Origin of the sequence: Enterobacter cloacae complex sp. P47BA, assembly GCF_014930485.1 — a bacterium.
Taxonomy (GTDB): Bacteria; Pseudomonadota; Gammaproteobacteria; order Enterobacterales; family Enterobacteriaceae; genus Enterobacter; species Enterobacter bugandensis.
Window position 1 is genome coordinate 1 of sequence record NZ_JADBRF010000003.1, and the last position, 18,209, is coordinate 18,209.

Annotated in this window: 16 protein-coding genes; 1 reads left to right on the forward strand and 15 read right to left on the reverse strand. The window is 52.8% G+C overall.

Annotated features, from left to right (window positions below; all coding sequences use genetic code 11):
• Positions 1–85: 85 nt before the first annotated feature.
• The 7 genes from IM299_RS04770 to IM299_RS04800 form a co-directional block, all read right to left on the reverse strand.
• Entirely contained in the window at positions 86–844 is a 759-nt protein-coding gene (locus IM299_RS04770) for an amino acid ABC transporter ATP-binding protein (RefSeq protein ID WP_041907797.1), read from the reverse strand.
• Between the two features lie 7 nt (positions 845–851).
• Positions 852–1,955, reverse strand: coding sequence for an amino acid ABC transporter permease (locus IM299_RS04775; RefSeq protein ID WP_041907798.1), 1,104 nt, complete (start codon positions 1,953–1,955; stop codon positions 852–854).
• Positions 1,956–1,964: 9 nt separating this feature from the next.
• Complete coding sequence (locus tag IM299_RS04780; protein ID WP_048959000.1) at positions 1,965–3,146, reverse strand: amino acid ABC transporter permease; 1,182 nt, start codon at positions 3,144–3,146, stop codon at positions 1,965–1,967.
• A gap of 67 nt (positions 3,147–3,213) precedes the next feature.
• A complete protein-coding gene (locus IM299_RS04785; RefSeq protein ID WP_028014619.1) occupies positions 3,214–4,239 on the reverse strand; it encodes an amino acid ABC transporter substrate-binding protein in 1,026 nt (341 codons plus the stop codon).
• Between the two features lie 448 nt (positions 4,240–4,687).
• A complete protein-coding gene (locus IM299_RS04790) occupies positions 4,688–4,909 on the reverse strand; it encodes a lipoprotein (RefSeq protein WP_008502867.1) in 222 nt (73 codons plus the stop codon).
• A gap of 301 nt (positions 4,910–5,210) precedes the next feature.
• A complete protein-coding gene (locus IM299_RS04795; protein WP_088204332.1) occupies positions 5,211–8,324 on the reverse strand; it encodes an efflux RND transporter permease subunit in 3,114 nt (1,037 codons plus the stop codon).
• 11 nt (positions 8,325–8,335) lie between these two features.
• Positions 8,336–9,475 (reverse strand): efflux RND transporter periplasmic adaptor subunit, encoded by a 1,140-nt coding sequence (locus IM299_RS04800; protein WP_193357111.1) that lies wholly within the window; start codon positions 9,473–9,475, stop codon positions 8,336–8,338.
• A gap of 384 nt (positions 9,476–9,859) precedes the next feature.
• On the opposite strand from IM299_RS04800, the gene envR reads away from it, so the two are divergent.
• On the forward strand, positions 9,860–10,576 hold the full coding sequence (gene envR, locus IM299_RS04805; RefSeq protein WP_193357112.1) for an acrEF/envCD operon transcriptional regulator: 717 nt from the start codon (positions 9,860–9,862) through the stop codon (positions 10,574–10,576).
• Here the strand turns inward: envR and IM299_RS04810 are convergent.
• From IM299_RS04810 to IM299_RS04845, 8 genes are all read right to left on the reverse strand, one after another.
• The gene (locus tag IM299_RS04810; RefSeq protein ID WP_041907809.1) at positions 10,492–12,573 is read right to left on the reverse strand and encodes a bifunctional diguanylate cyclase/phosphodiesterase; all 2,082 of its coding nucleotides are present in this window, start codon (positions 12,571–12,573) and stop codon (positions 10,492–10,494) included. The two genes, envR and IM299_RS04810, sit on opposite strands and share 85 nt — an antisense overlap.
• Before the next feature lie 138 nt (positions 12,574–12,711).
• Entirely contained in the window at positions 12,712–12,876 is a 165-nt protein-coding gene (locus IM299_RS04815; protein ID WP_014885446.1) for a DUF2556 family protein, read from the reverse strand.
• A 179-nt stretch (positions 12,877–13,055) separates the two neighbouring features.
• The gene (gene fis, locus IM299_RS04820) at positions 13,056–13,352 is read right to left on the reverse strand and encodes a DNA-binding transcriptional regulator Fis (RefSeq protein WP_000462905.1); all 297 of its coding nucleotides are present in this window, start codon (positions 13,350–13,352) and stop codon (positions 13,056–13,058) included.
• 23 nt (positions 13,353–13,375) lie between these two features.
• Positions 13,376–14,341, reverse strand: a complete 966-nt coding sequence (gene dusB / locus IM299_RS04825) for a tRNA dihydrouridine synthase DusB (RefSeq protein ID WP_008502861.1) — start codon at positions 14,339–14,341, stop codon at positions 13,376–13,378.
• Positions 14,342–14,671: 330 nt separating this feature from the next.
• Positions 14,672–15,412 carry a carbonic anhydrase gene (locus tag IM299_RS04830; protein ID WP_041907814.1) on the reverse strand — a complete coding sequence of 247 codons (741 nt, stop codon included), beginning with the start codon at positions 15,410–15,412 and terminating at the stop codon, positions 14,672–14,674.
• A 138-nt stretch (positions 15,413–15,550) separates the two neighbouring features.
• Entirely contained in the window at positions 15,551–16,432 is an 882-nt protein-coding gene (prmA, locus tag IM299_RS04835; protein ID WP_028014613.1) for a 50S ribosomal protein L11 methyltransferase, read from the reverse strand.
• Between the two features lie 11 nt (positions 16,433–16,443).
• Complete coding sequence (gene panF, locus IM299_RS04840; protein ID WP_193357162.1) at positions 16,444–17,895, reverse strand: sodium/pantothenate symporter; 1,452 nt, start codon at positions 17,893–17,895, stop codon at positions 16,444–16,446.
• Positions 17,885–18,127 (reverse strand): YhdT family protein, encoded by a 243-nt coding sequence (locus tag IM299_RS04845; protein ID WP_006178860.1) that lies wholly within the window; start codon positions 18,125–18,127, stop codon positions 17,885–17,887. Before IM299_RS04845 ends, panF begins: the two co-directional genes overlap by 11 nt.
• Positions 18,128–18,209: the final 82 nt, after the last annotated feature.

The following is an 18,209-nucleotide window of genomic DNA, read 5'->3' on the forward strand; positions in this document are numbered from 1 at the left end:
TCCGAAAGGATGGCCTTTTTGCGTTTCTGCGCTGCACAAACCGTAGGCCGGGTAAGGCGAAGCCGCCACCCGGCAGAGCAAACGACTAATGAATTACCTGCGATAAAAATGCTCGCGTACGTTCTGACTTCGGATGCGCAAAGAACTCATCCGGCGGTGCCTGCTCAACAATCTCGCCGCGGTCCATAAAGATCACCCGGTCGGCCACGGTTCTCGCGAATCCCATCTCATGCGTGACGCACAGCATCGTCATGCCGGATTGGGCCAGCCCAATCATGGTATCCAGTACTTCTTTCACCATTTCGGGATCCAGCGCAGATGTCGGTTCGTCAAACAGCATGATTTTGGGTTTCATGCACAGCGAACGGGCGATAGCCACGCGCTGCTGTTGCCCGCCCGAGATCTGACCAGGAAACTTATTGGCATGCTCCGCGATGCGTACGCGTTCAAGGTAGTGCATCGCCAGCGCCTCCGCCTCCTGTTTCGGCATCTTTCGGACCCAAATCGGCGCAAGCGTACAGTTCTGCAGAACGGTCAGGTGTGGAAACAGATTAAAGTGCTGAAATACCATTCCCACTTCCTGCCGCACGCGTTCGATATTGCGGATATCTTCATTCAGTTCAATACCATCAACCACAATGCGCCCTTGTTGATGCTCTTCAAGATGGTTAATACAGCGAATGGTTGTGGATTTACCTGAACCGGAAGGGCCGCAAAGGACGATGCGTTCGCCCTGCTTTACCTTAAGATTGATGTCCTTCAGGACATGAAACTGTCCATACCATTTATTGACGTTTTCCAGCGTAATCATCGCGTTGGCGGTTGTCATAGTCATTTGGCTCATAATTTCCTCAGTGCGGTGTACGCCCGGTGTTAAAGCGCTTTTCCAGATGCTGGCTATAGCGCGACATGCTAAAACAAAAGATCCAGTAGATCAGAGCGGCAAAGACATATCCCTCGGTGGACATACCCAGCCAGACAGGGTCAACGGTTGCCTGCTGCACGCTGCTAAAGAGATCGAACAATCCGATGATGATCACCAGGCTGGTATCTTTAAAGAGAGCAATGATCGTATTGACCAGACCAGGGATAACCAGCTTGAGCGCTTGCGGAAGGATCACCAGCCCCTGCGTTTTCCAGTAACCGAGCGCCAGCGATTCCGCCGCTTCGTACTGGCCTTTAGGCAATGCCTGCAGGCCACCGCGTACAACTTCAGCGACATAGGCGGACTGGAAGAGAATCACCCCGACCAGGGCACGGATCAGCTTGTCGATCGTTGTACCTTCCGCCATAAACAGTGGCAGCATGACCGACGACATAAACAGTACGGTGATAAGCGGTACGCCGCGCCAGAACTCAATAAAGATAACGGAGAGCACGCGTACGACTGGCATTTTTGAACGGCGACCCAGGGCGAGTAAAATGCCCAACGGTAGCGCGCCGGCGATCCCTACTGAAGCGATAATCAATGTCAGCGTCAGGCCACCCCACTGGCGTGTTTCAACGCGTTCCAGCCCCAGAAAACCGCCATACAGCAGCACCCAGACAATAATCGGATAAACCACCGCCCAGACGGCAATATAGCGTCCACGGTGAGGCAGCTTTTTCCAGAACATGACTGCAACAGAGAGCAGGCCGATAACCAGCGCCAGATTAATCCGCCAGCGCTGTTCATGCGGATACAATCCATACATGAACTGACCGAAGCGCTCATGAATAAACACCCAGCAAGCGCCGGCTTTTGTGCAATCTGCCCGAGTTGTACCGACCCAGTTGGCCTGTATAACCGCCCAGTTCAGCAGGGGAGGAATCAATTCCCACATTAGCCACAGGCAGACAATCGTCAGCAGGCTATTACTCCAGCTGGAGAAGAGATTCTTACGCGCCCAGAGAATAAAACGTCCACCCGTCGAGCTGGCAGGGCGCGAGGAGTGCGACAGTATCGCTTTTGTCATCATAGATCCTTAGCGCTCGACCAGTGCTATACGACGGTTATAAAGGTTCATCAGCAACGAAATGGCCAGACTGATGATTAGATAGACGGACATGGTGATGGCAATGGTTTCTATGGCCTGTCCGGTCTGGTTAAGCACGGTTCCGGCGAAGAGAGACACCATATCCGGATAACCAATGGCAGCTGCCAGCGATGAGTTTTTGACAATGTTGAGATACTGGCTGGTCAGGGGCGGAATGATCACCCGTAAAGCCTGCGGAATAATGACCTGGCGAAGCGTCACGGTATTCGGCAAACCGAGTGAACGTGCCGCCTCGTGCTGCCCGTAAGGCACGGCCTGGATCCCGGAGCGGATGATTTCCGCAATAAACGCGGAGGTATAAATTGAAAGCGCCAGCGTGAGTGCTGCCAGTTCAGGAATTAACACCATACCACCCTGGAAGTTGAACCCGCGTAGGTGAGGAATATCCCAGTGCAAGGCTGCACCAAAAAGCCAGTGAGCAACTAACGGTAAGCCAACAATCAGCGCAGCGGCAACTGGCCATGTTTTACGAAGCTGTCCGGTTTTAATCTGATGCTTACGATTATAGCGGAACAGGCCGACGGAAATCGCGAGCGCAACAATAATGGCGACGATAAAGGCGTAAATCCCTTCGGCCACCTGCGGAGAGGGAATGTATAACCCACGATTACTCAGGAAAAACAGCTCAAACGCATCGACGGCCTGGCGGGGACCGGGAAGATTACGCAGCACCGCGAAATACCAGAAGAAGATCTGCAGCAGCGGTGGGATGTTGCGAAACGTCTCAATATAGATGGTGGAAAGCTTTCGCAGCAGCCAGTTTTCAGAAAGACGCGCCAGCCCAATAAAGAAGCCCAGGATGGACGCGAAGACAATACAAAGTGCCGATACCAACAGCGTATTCAGTAAACCGACCACAAACACGCGTCCGTACGTGTCACCCTCCTGATAGTCGATAAGGTGCTGAACAATCCCAAAGCCCGCGCTGCGATCCAGAAACGCAAAACCGGAGGTGATACCGCGATTATTCAGGTTAGTGATGGTGTTATGGATGAGATACACGGCGATAAGAACAACCGCAACAATAGCAATAATCTGGAATAGCCAGGCGCGGACCGCGGGATGAGAAAAGGATAGCGATCCTTTTACGGCTGAGCGGCGATGGGACATAAAGAAACCTCAGTAACCATGACTCTGGAGTGGGCACTGCCCGAGCAGTGCCCGTTACAGCTATGACTTAACGTACTGGTGGCGCGTACTGAATACCGCCGTTATTCCAGAGATTGTTCTGGCCGCGTTTGATCTTCAGCGGGCTTTCCGATCCCACGTTACGCTCGAAGATCTCTGCGTAGTTACCCACCTGTTTGATGATGTTGTAAGCCCACTTGTTATCCAGCTTCAGATCCTTGCCGAAATCACCTTCTTTACCGAGCAGGTGCGCCATATCCGGGGTGGAAGGATTCGCCGCTTTCTCATCAACGTTTTTCGAGTTGATGCCCATCTCTTCTGCATTCAGCATGGCAAACAGCGTCCAGCGAACGATAGAGAACCAGTCTTCATCGCCACGACGCACAACCGGTCCGAGAGGTTCTTTGGAGATCACTTCAGGCAGGACAATCCATTCCGCCGGATTGCTCAGCTTAATGCGTAAGGCATACAGCTGTGACTGGTCAGAGGCCAGGGTGTCGCAGCGACCGGATTCCAGCGCTTTGGCTGATTCATCCGAGCGGTCGAAAGTCACAGGGGTGTATTTCATCTTATTTGCTTTGAAATAATCCGCGACGTTCAGCTCGGTATCGGTACCCGCCTGGATACACACGGTGGCGCCATCCAGTTCTTTGGCGCTTTTCAGGCCCGCTTTATTGTGGGTCAGGAAGCCGATGCCGTCATAATAGGTCACGCCCGTAAATGACATCCCCATACCTGCATCGCGGGAGGAGGTCCAGGTGGTATTACGCGAGAGCATGTCAACCTCGCCGGACTGCAGCGCCGTAAAGCGCTCTTTCGCCGTCAGCGGGGTGTATTTTACTTTGCTGTCATCACCAAAAACCGCTGCTGCGACGCCACGGCAGACATCCACATCAATACCGGTAAATTTGCCGTTCGCATCGGCATAAGAGAAGCCAGGCAGACCGTCGCTGATACCGCATTGAACAAAACCTTTCTTTTTAACGGCATCCAGCGTCGTTCCCGCATGGGCTTGACCGGCTATGGCAAACAACATGCCTGCAGCGGTCAGGCTGGCTATCATCGTCTTTTTCATAATGGATCCTGTGTGGCGAAATTTATTGTTATAGAAGCGTTTTTAAGCGCTTAACCTGTCTGTGGCATTGGCCAACGTTTATAAAGCAAACGTAATGCCAGTTTTGAGTTCAGCGAGATAAGAGAAAACTGAACGCTTAATGCAGAGTGTAGACAGGCTTAAATAAAATGAGCGCCCCGAAACAGTGCGAAATTACAACCTGTGCCACAAATTGGAGCAAAAGTTTTAACCGGGATGAGATAAAAAGAAGAGATAGTTTCTGAGGTGAATATTGGCAGAGTATTCAATAGTATTAATGTATGAAAATCATCAGAGATAAGAAAAAGGTGTTGATAGCGGTTGGTTGAAATGAAATATAAGAATAAATGCGGAACTTTTTTATTTATTAGAAAATGGTGCACTCATTAAAAGCAAAAGCGCGACCGGAGCCGCGCTTTCTGAACAGATGTTACTTCGTCAGGGCAACAATACCTAATGTTAAACCCGCTACTGCGGCAGCGCCGCCGGCGATGGCACCTGCTGTTTCCCAGTTGTCCTGGGTGGTGCCTTTCATACAGGTATTGGTATGAACCAGTCGGCCCTGATCATCGTAAACCGGTACACAAGGAGAGTCGTGCGCGCAACCAGCAAGCAGCGCAGCGAGAAGTGCAACGGAAATGAATCTTTTCATGATGTTACCTCAGTATTATTTCTTATTCGCTACATAGCCAGGAGGGCTATTAACGAACTGGAGATTATTTTACCACCAGGGTAAGTTCCCGTTACACGTGGAATAATCTCAAATTATGTAGTTTGTAAAAATCATGGAGAAAAAGCGTTTTCTGGATAAATTCATGGAGAAATTATGGAGTCGCAAGAGGGCGCTTTTACTTAATGCAAACTCATGAATTTTTTATATGCGATTCAATAATGACTAATCCATTGTTTATATTAAAATAAAAAAGGCACCAAACGGTGCCTTCAGGGATACGTTAATCCTTATGGTTGGTAAACCGTCTTCGGACAACCACAAAGAAAACGGGCACAAAGAAAATAGCCAGAAGCGTTGCGGAAAGCATGCCTCCCATCACACCCGTACCGACGGCGTTTTGCGCGCCGCTCCCGGCTCCGGTGCTAATTACCAGCGGCATGACGCCAAGAATGAAGGCCAGGGAGGTCATCAGGATCGGGCGAAGGCGCATTCTTGAGGCTTCCAGCGTGGCCTCAATGATACCTTTACCTTCTTTATCCATCAGATCCTTAGCAAATTCGACGATCAGGATGGCGTTTTTCGCTGATAACCCAATCGTTGTCAGCAGGCCGACCTGGAAATATACGTCATTGTTTAACCCGCGCAGTGACGCTGCGAAAAGAGCCCCGATGACGCCTAACGGCACAACCAGCATGACAGAGAAGGGTATGGACCAGCTTTCATACAGTGCAGCCAGGCACAGGAACACCACGATCAGTGAAATGGCGTACAGTGCAGGCGCCTGGTTACCGGAAAGGCGTTCCTGATAAGACATTCCCGTCCAGTCATAGCCGATGCCGGAAGGCAGTTTTGCCGCCAGGCTTTCCATCATCACCATGGCCTCACCGGTACTTTTCCCTGGGGCTGACTCACCGAGGATCTCCATGGACGGCATGCCGTTATAGCGTTCCAGACGAGGAGAGCCGTAAACCCAGTGAGCGCTGCTAAAGGATGAGAACGGCACCATTTCCCCATTCGCGCTGCGCACGTAGAGATTATTGATGTCCCCCGGCAACATACGGAATTTCGCATCCGCTTGGACGTAAACTTTTTTCACGCGGCCATGATCGATAAAGTCATTCACATAGGTACCACCCAATGCCGTCGATATCGTCTGGTTGACGTCAGAAATGCTAATACCCAGCGCCTGCGCTTTCTCCTGATCGACATCCAGTTTGAACTGCGGTGTATCCTCCAGGCCGTTAGGACGCACGCGAACCAGCAGGTCAGGGTGCTCTTTCACCATGCCGAGCAGCTGATTACGCGCCTGCGTCAGCTGGATATGCCCCAGGTTTGCCTGATCGATAAGTTCAAAGTCGAAGCCCGTTGCGGTTCCCAGTTCGATAATGGCAGGCAGGTTAAACGGAAATACAAGGCCGTCTTTAATCTGGCTGAACGCTTTTGTCGCTCGGCCCACGATGGCCTCAACGCTATTTTTCTCCCCAGAACGTTCTTCCCAGGGTTTCAGGCTGACGAAGGCGATACCGGAGTTCTGGCCCTGACCGCTAAAGCTAAAGCCGTTAACGGTAAAGACGGATTCAACGTTCGCTTTCTCTTGGGTCAGATAGTAGTCCTGAACCTGGTCGAGAACCTGCTGAGTACGCGTCTGGGTCGCACCCGCCGGGAGTTGAACCATCGTCATAAATACCCCCTGATCCTCTTCAGGCAGGAAGGAGGTAGGTAAGCGCAGGAACAGCACCGCCATCCCACCGACAATAAGGACGTACACCACCAGATAGCGGCCGGTCTTACGCAAAATACCGCTTACGCTGTTGCTGTAGTGCTCCACGCTTTTATCAAAGAGTGCATTGAACCAGCCAAAGAACCCCCCTTTCTTCTCATGATGATCGCCAGAAACGGGCTTAAGCAGCGTTGCGCAGAGTGCGGGCGTCAGGATCAGCGCAACCAGCACGGAGAGCGCCATGGCGGAAACGATAGTCAGCGAGAACTGGCGATAGATGGCGCCCGTCGAGCCACCAAAAAAGGCCATCGGGACAAAGACCGCCGAGAGAACCATCGCGATCCCCACCAGCGCGCCCTGGATCTGCTCCATCGACTTCTGCGTGGCCTCTTTCGGCGGCAGCTTGTCCTCTACCATCACGCGCTCAACGTTCTCGACCACCACGATGGCGTCATCAACGAGTAGCCCTATCGCCAGTACCATCCCGAACATCGTCAGGGTGTTGATGGAGAAACCGAACGCCGCAAGAACCGCGAAGGTACCCAGCAGAACCACCGGCACCGCGATAGTCGGAATGAGCGTCGCGCGCAGGTTTTGCAGGAACAGATACATGACCAGGAAGACCAGAACGATCGCTTCAAACAGGGTCTTCACCACTTCATGAATAGAAATTTTCACAAAAGGCGTGGTGTCATAGGGATAGACGACCTTCAACCCCTGCGGGAAGAACTGTTGCAGTTGCGCCAGTTTGCTCTTGATGGCTGCCGCGGTATCCAGCGCGTTTGCCCCGGTTGCCAGCTTAATCCCCAGGCCGGTTGCGGCCTGCCCGTTGATTTTGGTCACCATATTGTAGTTTTCGCCGCCGAGCTCAATGCGAGCGACATCCTTCAGGTGAACCATCGAGCCGTCCTGGTTCACCTTGAGCGTCACGCGGCCAAACTCTTCCGGTGATTTCAGGCGAGTTTGCGCGATGATGGAGGCATTCAACTGCTGTCCAGGAACCGATGGCGTACCGCCCAACTGACCTGCCGCTATCTGGTCGTTCTGCGTTTTCAGCTGGTTGATAATATCCAGCGGCGTCAGCTGGTATTTATTCATCGCATTGCTGTCGAGCCAGATGCGCATCGCATACTGGGCGCCAAACAGCTGAACGTCGCCGACACCCGTCGTTCGGCTGATAGCATCTTTGACGTTCGAGGCGACATAGTCGGAGATATCATCCTGAGTGAGGTTTTTGTTGTCCGAAACAAAACCGGCGACCAGCAGGAAGCTGCTGCTGGATTTCTCAACGCCAATCCCTTGCTGCTGTACCTCTTGCGGCAGCAGCGGCATGGCGAGCTGCAGCTTGTTCTGCACCTGCACCTGGGCGATGTCCGGATCCGTTCCTGACTCGAAGGTCAGTGTGATGGTGACATTACCTGCTGAATCGCTGGTGGAAGACATGTACATCAGGTTGTCGATACCGTTCATGTTCTGTTCGATAACCTGGGTCACGGTATCCTGCACCGTCTGGGCATCAGCGCCGGGGTAGGTCGCTGAAATCGCCACGGCTGGCGGAGCAATCGTCGGATACTGGGCGACGGGCAGTTTGAGAATGGCCAGCCCGCCTGCAATCATCAAAATGATGGCAAGTACCCAGGCGAAAACCGGCCTTTGAATAAAGAAATTAGCCATGTCGTCGTTCCTTAACTGGCGGGAGTCGTGATGGTATCTGGCGTGGCGACGACGGTAGCCCCTGGTCTGACTTTTTGTAATCCGCTAACAATCACGCGGTCACCGTTTTTCAGCCCTTCCGTCACCAGCCAGCGGTCGCCAATGGCCTGAGGCGCAACGACGGTACGTGATTCAACCTGGTTTTTATCATTAACCACCAGCACGGTTGCGTCGCCTCGCGGCGTTCGGGTCATCCCCTGCTGCGGAACCAGAATGGCATCTGGCTGTGTGCCTTCATCAATGCGGGCGCGAACGAACATCCCCGGTAACAGCAGGTGTTGAGGATTCGGGAAAATGGCGCGCAGCGTGATTGAGCCGGTGCTTTCATCCACCGTAACGTCGGAGAACTGCAGGGTACCTTTCAGAGGATAGGGCTGACCATTCTCCATCAGCAGCTCAACGCTGCTGGCCGTGTCGCCTTTTTGCAGGCTCGTCTGCTTCAGGCGCATAAATTCATTGCTCGACTGGGTCACATCGACATAAATCGGATCAAGCTGCTGGACCGTCGCCAGCGCTGCGGCCTGCCCGTTCGTCACGAGCGCCCCTTCCGTCACGCTGGATTTGCCGATGCGGCCATCGACAGGGGACGTTACTTTGGTATACGCAAGGTTGATGCGTGCGCTTTCAACGCCCGCTTTTGCGGCGACAACGCTGGCATCTGCCTGCTGGGCCGTGGCCACGGCCTGGTCATACTCTTGTTTGCTGACATACTGTGTTCCCACCAGCGGGAGATAACGTTTCACCGTCAGGTGTGCAATATTGGCCGCCGCCTGCGCCTTTGCCAGCTCGCCTTTCGCGCTGTCGTAAGCCGCCTGATAGGTCGCAGGATCAATTTGATAAAGTGAGTCCCCAGCTTTTACATCGCTACCTTCCGTGAAGTTGCGACGGAGAATGATACCGCTAACCTGTGGACGAACCTCCGCAACGCGGAACGCATCTGTTCTGCCCGGGAGTTCAGTTGTGACGGCCAGCGGCGCACTTTTCACGATATGGACGCTGACCTGAGGCGCCTGTGCATGTTGTTGTTGATTTTCCTGGCCATCGCATCCAGTGAGCAGTACAGCGCAGACAATGAAACCGGCTAAGGGTAAACGTCTGAAATGATTCGTCATGACTGTTCCTTTAAATACCCATTAACCGATGTTTGCCGTAGATCGGTAGTGGGGCAGAGGGAAAAAATAAAATGTAGCTGCGTATAATAATGAGGGTATTTAATGTTTTTTAATTTATAAGTGCGAATGACGAGGCCTGAGAGGAAAATCAGAATCAGTCCCGTAGAAAATACGGCTATACTTCTGCCCGCTAAATCAGGCTAATAGAGCTTAACCGGTAAATTTATTTATTTCGTGAATTTAATTCCGGGCATGTATTTAGATTGTTTATAGATTAAGTAAATTGACTTTTTTTGTGCAAAATTAAAACGGCTTTTAGTGAATACTTCCAGCCATCCGAACCTGATGTTATGTATATACCCTGCGAGTAAAGAGTAGCTGTCAATGGCGCGTAAAAAGAAAGAAGAGGCTCAACAAACCCGACAGCAGTTGATTGAGGCGGCTATCGGGCAGTTTGCGACGCGAGGCGTAGCCAGCACGACGCTGACGGATATCGCCGATGCCGCAAAGGTTACGCGTGGTGCTATCTACTGGCACTTTACCAGTAAAGCAGAGATATTTAATGCCATTTGGGAACAGCAATTACCGCTACGTGACATCATTCGCGACAGGCTTTCTCTCTCCGAAAATGATGATCCGTTGTTAATACTTCGTGAGCAATTCATTACTGCGCTTCAGTATATCGCATGCGAACCCCGTCAATGTGCGCTATTACAAATTTTGTATCATAAATGTGAATTTACTAGCGATATGATTTCAGAGGATGAAATTCGGAAACGTATTGGGTTCAATTATGATTCTTTGCGCGTTACGCTGGAAAAATGTATTTCTCGAAACATCATTTCGTCGCAGGTGAACGTTGAGCTGACCATGATAGTATTCCACGGTTTTTTTAGCGGCATCATTAAAAACTGGTTAATGAATACCGACAGTTTTAATCTTTATCAGCAGGCGCCAGCCCTGGTCGACAGTATTCTGGCGACACTCCCTCTCTTGCGCGTGTCGCCTCATAATAATTACGGCTCAGCGCCTGGCAACATTTCACCCCGTGCACAAAGCGCCTCGATGGTCTGCGCGCTGGCGGGTTTACCTAACAGGTAACCCTGTAAGGTATTACAGCCCAGCTCCGTCAAAAAGGCTTGCTGCGCTTCGGTTTCCACACCTTCGGCCACGACTTTCAGGTTGAGCGTTTTCGCGAGGGCCACAATCGCAGAGACAATGGTGGCATCCTCGCTTTCACCGCTTAACTCTTTCACAAACGCTCTGTCTATCTTCAGTTCACAGGCCGGTAAACGCTTGAGATACAGCAGGCTCGAATATCCGGTCCCAAAATCATCAATCGAGGCTTTCACCCCAGCATCCGTCAGCTCTGTCAGCACCCGCACGCTCTCATCGGGGTTGCTCATCGCCGTAGTTTCCGTGACTTCCAGGATCAACATTTCCGGCGGGACGTGATGACGCTCCAGGCAGTCGAGCACTGTTTTAACCAGCGAGGGCTGTTCGAACTGCAGCGTCGACAGGTTTACTGCCATTGACCAGTTTCGATGCCCCTGCAGATGCCATTCTCTCAGCTGGCGACAGGCTTCATTGAGCACCCAGTTACCAATAGGGATGATAAGCCCGGTTTTTTCCGCCAGCGGCAGGAAAAGATCCGGCGTCAGTAAACCCTGCTTCGGATGCTGCCAGCGCAGCAGCGCTTCAAACCCGAGGAGAGGGCCCGCGGGCGCGTGAAACTTTGGCTGATAAAGCAGGCGCAGTTCATTACGATCGACGGCCATCCACAGATCGTTCATTAACTGAAGATGGGTCTGCGCCAGAGTGTTCATGGAGGGCTGGAAAAAGTGATAGCCGTTTCGGCCCATATGCTTGGTGTGATACATCGCCGCGTCGGCGTTAAACATCAGCTCACGTTCGGTTTTGCCGTCGTGAGGGTACAGGGCGATACCAATGCTAAGCGTTACCACCAGTTCGTAGGGGTCGAGAGTGAACGGGCTATCGATCGCCCGCACCAGCGAATTTGCCAGCGAGGCCGCATCGTCCGGACCTTCTCCCTCAGCCAGCAGAACAAACTCATCGCCGCCAATGCGTGCAAGGGTAAACTGGCCCTTCAGGAGATGCAGCAGACGCTGCGTAACGGCGACCAGCAGCCTGTCACCGACATCATGGCCGTAGGCGTCATTGATGGCTTTAAAACCGTCGAGATCCATGAACATCAGGGCGAAATGGGTACCTTCACGGTCAGCTTTGCTGATGGCCTGATCGAGCCGGTCCTCCAGCAGGATACGGTTGGGCAGACGCGTCAGCGTATCGTGCAGCGCCAGCTGCGCAAGTTCCCGGTTCGCTTCTGCCAGCGACGAGGCCAGAAGGGCGGTTCGTGCCTGCAGGCGGGCATCCAGCATCGACACCAGCAGGGTGATCCCAAGAATAGAGAGCGCGACGACGCTGACCAGCACGGCCAGCCAGCTGCCGTTAATACCCTGATGGTGAACCATGGTGGACATTGGAAACTGCGCGGCCTTCATCCCGGCGTAGTGCATACCGGCGATAGCAATTCCCATCGTGATGGCGGCACCCAGGCGCATCAGCACCACCTGAGCGGCTTCGTGGCGCAGGCGGAAGGTCAGCCACAATGCTGCAAGCGAAGCGACAAGCGCAATCACGACCGAAATGGCCACCCACAGCGTGTCCCAAACGATCCCCGGCCTCACCTCCAGCGCCGCCATACCGGTGTAATGCATGGCAACAATGCCGATTCCCATCACCAGAGCGCCGGGGAGCAGGCGGCGCATGCGCAGCTGTTCACAGCTGACGAGCCATAGCGCAAACAGTGACGATCCCACGGCGATGACCATAGATAAAATCGTCAGGGTCGCGTTGTAGCTCATGCTCATGGAGAGATCCATCGCCAGCATGCCGATAAAGTGCATTGCCCATACGCCAATGCCCATCGCAACACCGCCTCCCGCCAGCCAGACGCGCGCTGCGACACCCTGACTCCCGGCGACGCGTGCAGCCATATTCAGCGCGGTGTAAGCAGCAAGGATAGCAACAGCAAAGGAGAGGGCTACTAGGATAGGGTTATATTGGCTAACCAGCATGGTCGGTTCTACTCGAGTATGACGTTACGCAGAAGAGGTTGAGAAGGGCGAGACATTATCACCGTCAGGTAACGGCTCAAAGGGATTTAAATCCCCGTTTTTAGTGGGCAATACGGGGAGGCCGATGACGGCAGGGTGTTAATCGAGTTCTGAACAGTTCACTAATTTCAGCGGATTGACGGAGTTCATATTGCGGCACTTGTCGGTTTCGGTGCTCATCAGTTCAATCCACTGCATCAGGAGGGCATCGAAAAGGAAAACGGAGATTGCAAAGACGACCAGCCACCAGTATTTACGAATCATTGTGTCATTCCGCGAGAAGAGAGCCACTGAAGTGGTGGAAATATACACGAAAAGAAGCGGTTTAAAAGCGGGATAAGCAAAGGTTTACAAAGCGTTGACGGTGAAAGAATAAGACAATAAAAAAGGCGCATCCCCATGCCAGGTAGCGCCTTTTTAAACAAGCATTTAACTGATTAGTATCAGTTCATGCCGTATTTTTTCAGTTTCTTACGCAGAGTACCACGGTTGATACCCATCATCAGCGCAGCGCGGGTCTGGTTACCGCGGGTGTATTGCATCACCATGTCCAACAGTGGCTGTTCAACTTCAGCCAGTACCAGCTCATACAGGTCATTAACATCCTGACCATTCAGTTGAGCAAAATAGTTCTTCAGTGCCTGTTTAACCGAGTCACGCAGGGGCTTTTGAGTTACCTGATCCTGAGAGTTAACGGTAGAAACGGTCAGTACGTCAGAATTTACGCGTTGTTCGAACATAGTTCTGTCAGCTCTTTATTTCATTACGCAAGATTTTCGAAGTATGCCTCCAACGCCTCCAGCTGTTCGCTGGCATCCTCAATGGCGTTGAATGTGCGCCGAAACTGGTCATCTGGAGCGTGCTCCTGGAGATACCAGGAGACGTGTTTACGCGCAATTCGGTACCCTTTTGCCTGACCGTAGTGGTCATGCAGTTCCCGAACATGCGAACAAAGCAAGCGCTTTACCTCTGCCAGAGGCAGTGGGGCAAGCAGCTCCCCAGTGTCCAGATAATGCTGGATTTCCCGGAAGATCCAGGGTCTTCCCTGAGCTGCACGTCCTATCATCAGAGCATCAGCTCCCGTATAGTCGAGTACAGCCCTGGCTTTAAGCGGGTCAGTTATGTCGCCATTCGCGATAATCGGAATGGAAACCTTCTGCTTAACTGCCCGAATGCTGTCGTATTCAGCTTCACCATTGAACAAACAGGCGCGAGTGCGTCCGTGGATGGTCAGGGCCTGAATACCACAATCTTCGGCCAGTTGGGCAATCTCTACACAGTTACGGTGTTCCGGCGACCAACCCGTGCGAATCTTCAACGTAACAGGAACGTCCACTGCGCTGACAACCGCCGTCAGGATAGCTTTCACCTGGTCGGGGTATTGCAGAAGGGCTGAACCTGCAAGCTTGCGATTCACCTTTTTGGCCGGGCAACCCATATTGATATCAATAATCTGGGCACCACTTTCCACGTTAATACGCGCGGCATCTGCCATCTCTTCAGGCACGCTTCCGGCAATTTGCACGGTGCGAATACCTGGTTCATCAATGTGCACCATCCGAAGGCGGGATTTATCGCTTTCCCAAACCTGCGGGTTAGACGACATCATCTCGGATACGGTTAAACCGGCTCCCATCTCATAGCACAGCGTCCTGAACGGCCGGTCGGTAATACCTGCCATTGGGGCTGCGATCAGGCGATTTCTAAGCTGGTGGTGTCCGATGCGCATGAGTTAAGAAATGACCATACTGTGACTGCAAGGCGGCGTATATTACGCATTTTTTGCACGAGATGAAAGGCCAAACTTTGAACAATCCACTGTTGTAGATCAAGGAATCGCCGCGCAATCTTTTCGTTTAAAATTATTCATTATTTAAATCATTGAGTTATGCGATGATGGCTATTTTATGTGCGCTTACAATTTCCCGTAACTTCTCATCATTTCTGAATAAATGCGACAGATGAGCGGGATAATCTGCTGTTTTTAACAGCAGATTTCCCCACTTCTTTGCGATCTGCGTCGCATTTTAGAACATGATCTCAGGGCAAAAAATAGACGTTATTCGAGGATAACACGACCATGGAGGGACTGTACCGGCCGGTTATTATCGTGATGCATTGTGTGGGTGAATTTCTCGAGCTGCCCGGCGGAGACCGTCAGAGGATGCTTAAGCACGATCCAGGTGACGCCTTCTGAACACGGTGGCGTTGTCAGCGAGCCGCTAAAGCGCCAGTACGTTTTATCTTCCGGCAGCAGCTTATTCAGGTTGAGCTCCTGCTTGATGGAGACGTTCAGCTCAGCCTGCTGAGGCATAACGTCCCACAGTTTATCAAGCTCACGGTTCTCTGCCCCTTTGTCGAACATGACCGCGACCACCGCCAGTTCCCCCTTCGCATTTTTATGCACAAGGTGCATCTCCATCGCGTAATGCTTGCCGTGCACGGTGTTTTCGCTCGGCGCGTGGAAGTGGAACTGCTGTAATGTCCAGGTTTGCTTATCCAGCGTGATAGTGTCGCGAGTGTCGGCCTGCTCGCTTGCCTGAATGGTATGGCCATTGTTTGTCAGCGTCACAGGGCCGTCAACATAGTGCGTTTGCAGCGGGGAGAGATGGGCGTTAGCGGTTGAATCAATATCAATGGGAGACTGGTTCATTCCACTGTTACAGGTCTTGTACGCTTCATCCAGTTCACCCCAGTGCTCCGGTGAACTTTCTCCTTTGTAGCTCCAGTGTGATGCGCATGCTGAAGCCGAGATCATGCTCAGCGCTAACAGCGCTGCCTTGCTATAAACGTGTTTCATAATATTCTTCCCGTGAATTTTTATTATCCAAATCAAAATTTATCAATATGATTTGTAGGGTTATTTTACCGGAGGCAGGCCAGGTGCGGGAGGAATATTCGAGGAGAAAAGGCGTGGTCAGAGGACCACGCCAAATACTTATTTTTTACGACCGGTAATGCGGCACCACTCTTCTTTCTCTACAACCGGGTCGAGCGCAAAGAGATCGGCGTAGGCTTCGCAAACGCTCTCCGCCTGGCTTGCCAGAATGCCGGAAAGTCCCAGCAGACCGCCCTCAACCGGCAGCACGCTGATTAATGGCGCCAGTTCACGCAGTGGGCCCGCGAGAATGTTTGCGACCACCACATCGGCTTTCATGGCTTCTGGCTGCGCTTCCGGCAGGTAGAGCTCCAGACGATCGGAGACGCCGTTACGCTCGGCATTATCGCGGCTGGCCTGAATGGCCTGCGGATCGATATCGATCCCGATGGCTTTCGCCGCGCCCAGTTTCAGAGCGGCAATCGCGAGGATCCCGGAACCGCAGCCGAAGTCGATCACCGTCTTACCTTCCAGATCGAGACCATCCAGCCACTGCAGGCACAGAGACGTGGTTGGATGGGTGCCGGTGCCAAACGCCAGGCCTGGGTCAAGCATCACGTTCACCGCGTTTTCATCGGGAACCTCGCGCCAGCTTGGGCAGATCCACAGACGTTTGCCGAACTGCATCGGATGGAAATTGTCCATCCACTCGCGTTCCCAGTCTTTGTCTTCCAGCTGTTCGATTTTATGCGCGAAGCCTGCACCCAGCAGCGGATGGTTTTCCAGAATCGCCACCACCTCTTTCATGTCGGTTTCGGCATCGAACAGGCCGATCACGTCGGTATCACCCCACAGGCGCGTTTCGCCCGGCAGCGGTTCAAAGACCGGCGTGTCGTGCGTGTCCTGAAAGGTGATGGAGACAGAGCCGGCTTCCATCAGCGCATCGCTTAGCTCTTCGGCGTTCGCGCCGGTTGTGTTCAGTTTTAGTTGGATCCACGGCATGGCAAAACTCTTTATTTATCAGTAGAAATCATAGCGGGTTGTGGGGCGGGCTGACCGAAACGGTTCCCCACCACAAACGCCAGTAAACTTAGCAGTAACGAAGGCACAATCGGATGGAAGCCCAGATACTGAATCTTAAATGTCGCAAGGATGGCATACAGCACACCGCCAACAATCATCGCGCTCAGCGCGCCTGCAGCGTTCGCGCGTTCCCAGTAAAGACCTAATACCAGCGGCCACAGGAAAACGGCTTCAAGACCGCCAAACGCCAGCAGGTTCAGCCAGATGATCATCTCCGGCGGATGCCATGCAGCTAACATCAGCAAAGCTCCTAACACCAGCGTAATGACGGCAGACATCCGCTTCAGGCGACGTTCATTTTCAACCTGCTCAGGGCGCAGGTTCAGATAGAGATCTTTAATGATCGTAGCGGAACTTTGCAGTAACTGGGCGTTAATGGTCGACATAATGGCGGCCATTGGCGCTGCGAGGAAAATTCCGGCGGCGAAGGGCGGCAGCACTTTAACCATCAGCGTCGGGATCACCAGATCCGGCACGGTAAGGTCGGGGATCACCGCGCGCCCTAACGCACCTGCCAGGTGCATACCAAACATCAGGACCGCGACCACAATCGTCCCGATGATGATGCCCTTGTGAACGGCTTTACTGTCTTTATAGGAGATACAGCGCACGGCGGTATGCGGCAGACCAATCACCCCGAAGCAGACTAACACCCAGAACGAGGTCATAAAGGTCGGCGAGAGGATATCATCCGCGCCCTGCGGTGAAATCAGTTTCGGGTCAATCGCTTCAAGGGTTTCCACCGCATGAGTGAGTCCACCCGCGGCATGAACAATCCCCACCAGCAGAACAATCGTGCCGATGAGCATGACCATTCCCTGCAGCGTATCGTTCAGCACGCTGGCGCGGAACCCGCCAAACGCGGTATAGAGCGCGATGCTTACCCCGAAGATAAGCAGGCCTGTCTCGTAAGGGATCCCGGCCGCCGTTTCCAGCAGGCGTGCCCCGCCGATAAACTGTACGGTCATCGCGCCAATAAAGGCGACCAGCAGGCTTAAGCTCGCCAGCCACACCAGTAAGCGGCTCTGGTAACGGGCAAACAGCATGTCGTTGAGCGTGACGGCATTATAGCGGCGCGCCAGAATGGCAAATTTCTTACCAAGAATACCGAGGGAGAGCCAGACGGCAGGCAGCTGGATCATCGCCAGCAGTACCCAGCCTAACCCGTACTTGTAGGCCGCACCGGGGCCGCCAATAAACGAGCTGGCGCTGATATAGGTCGCGGTCAGCGTCATTGCCAGCACAACGCCGCCCATCGAACGGCTGCCGAGGAAATACTCGTTCAGAAAAGCACCGGTCGTTCTTTTGCGCATGGCGTAAATGGATAAACCAAACACGACCAGCAGGTATGCGACAAGCGGCAGAATGACTTCAAGCTGCATCATCGTCCTCCAGCGGAATATCGCGATAGATGAATTTCACCATTGCCCAGCACAGCAGAATAAACACTAGCGGTACCAGCAGGCAGGCCATTTCGAACCAGTGCGGCAGGCCGGTGATGCCAATAGCGGAGTCAGGTAAGTAAGCAGTTACTAACCATGCGGCAAGATAGAGAAGGGTCAGCCACAGCGCCCAGCGCGCTTCTTTATGGGCCTGAACAAAACGTTTGTCCATTTTTTGTCCCTTGTGGATGCAGAAAGCGGGGATTGTACATGATGGGGCTTGGCGATCCCCAGAAATAAAAAAAGGCCGGATA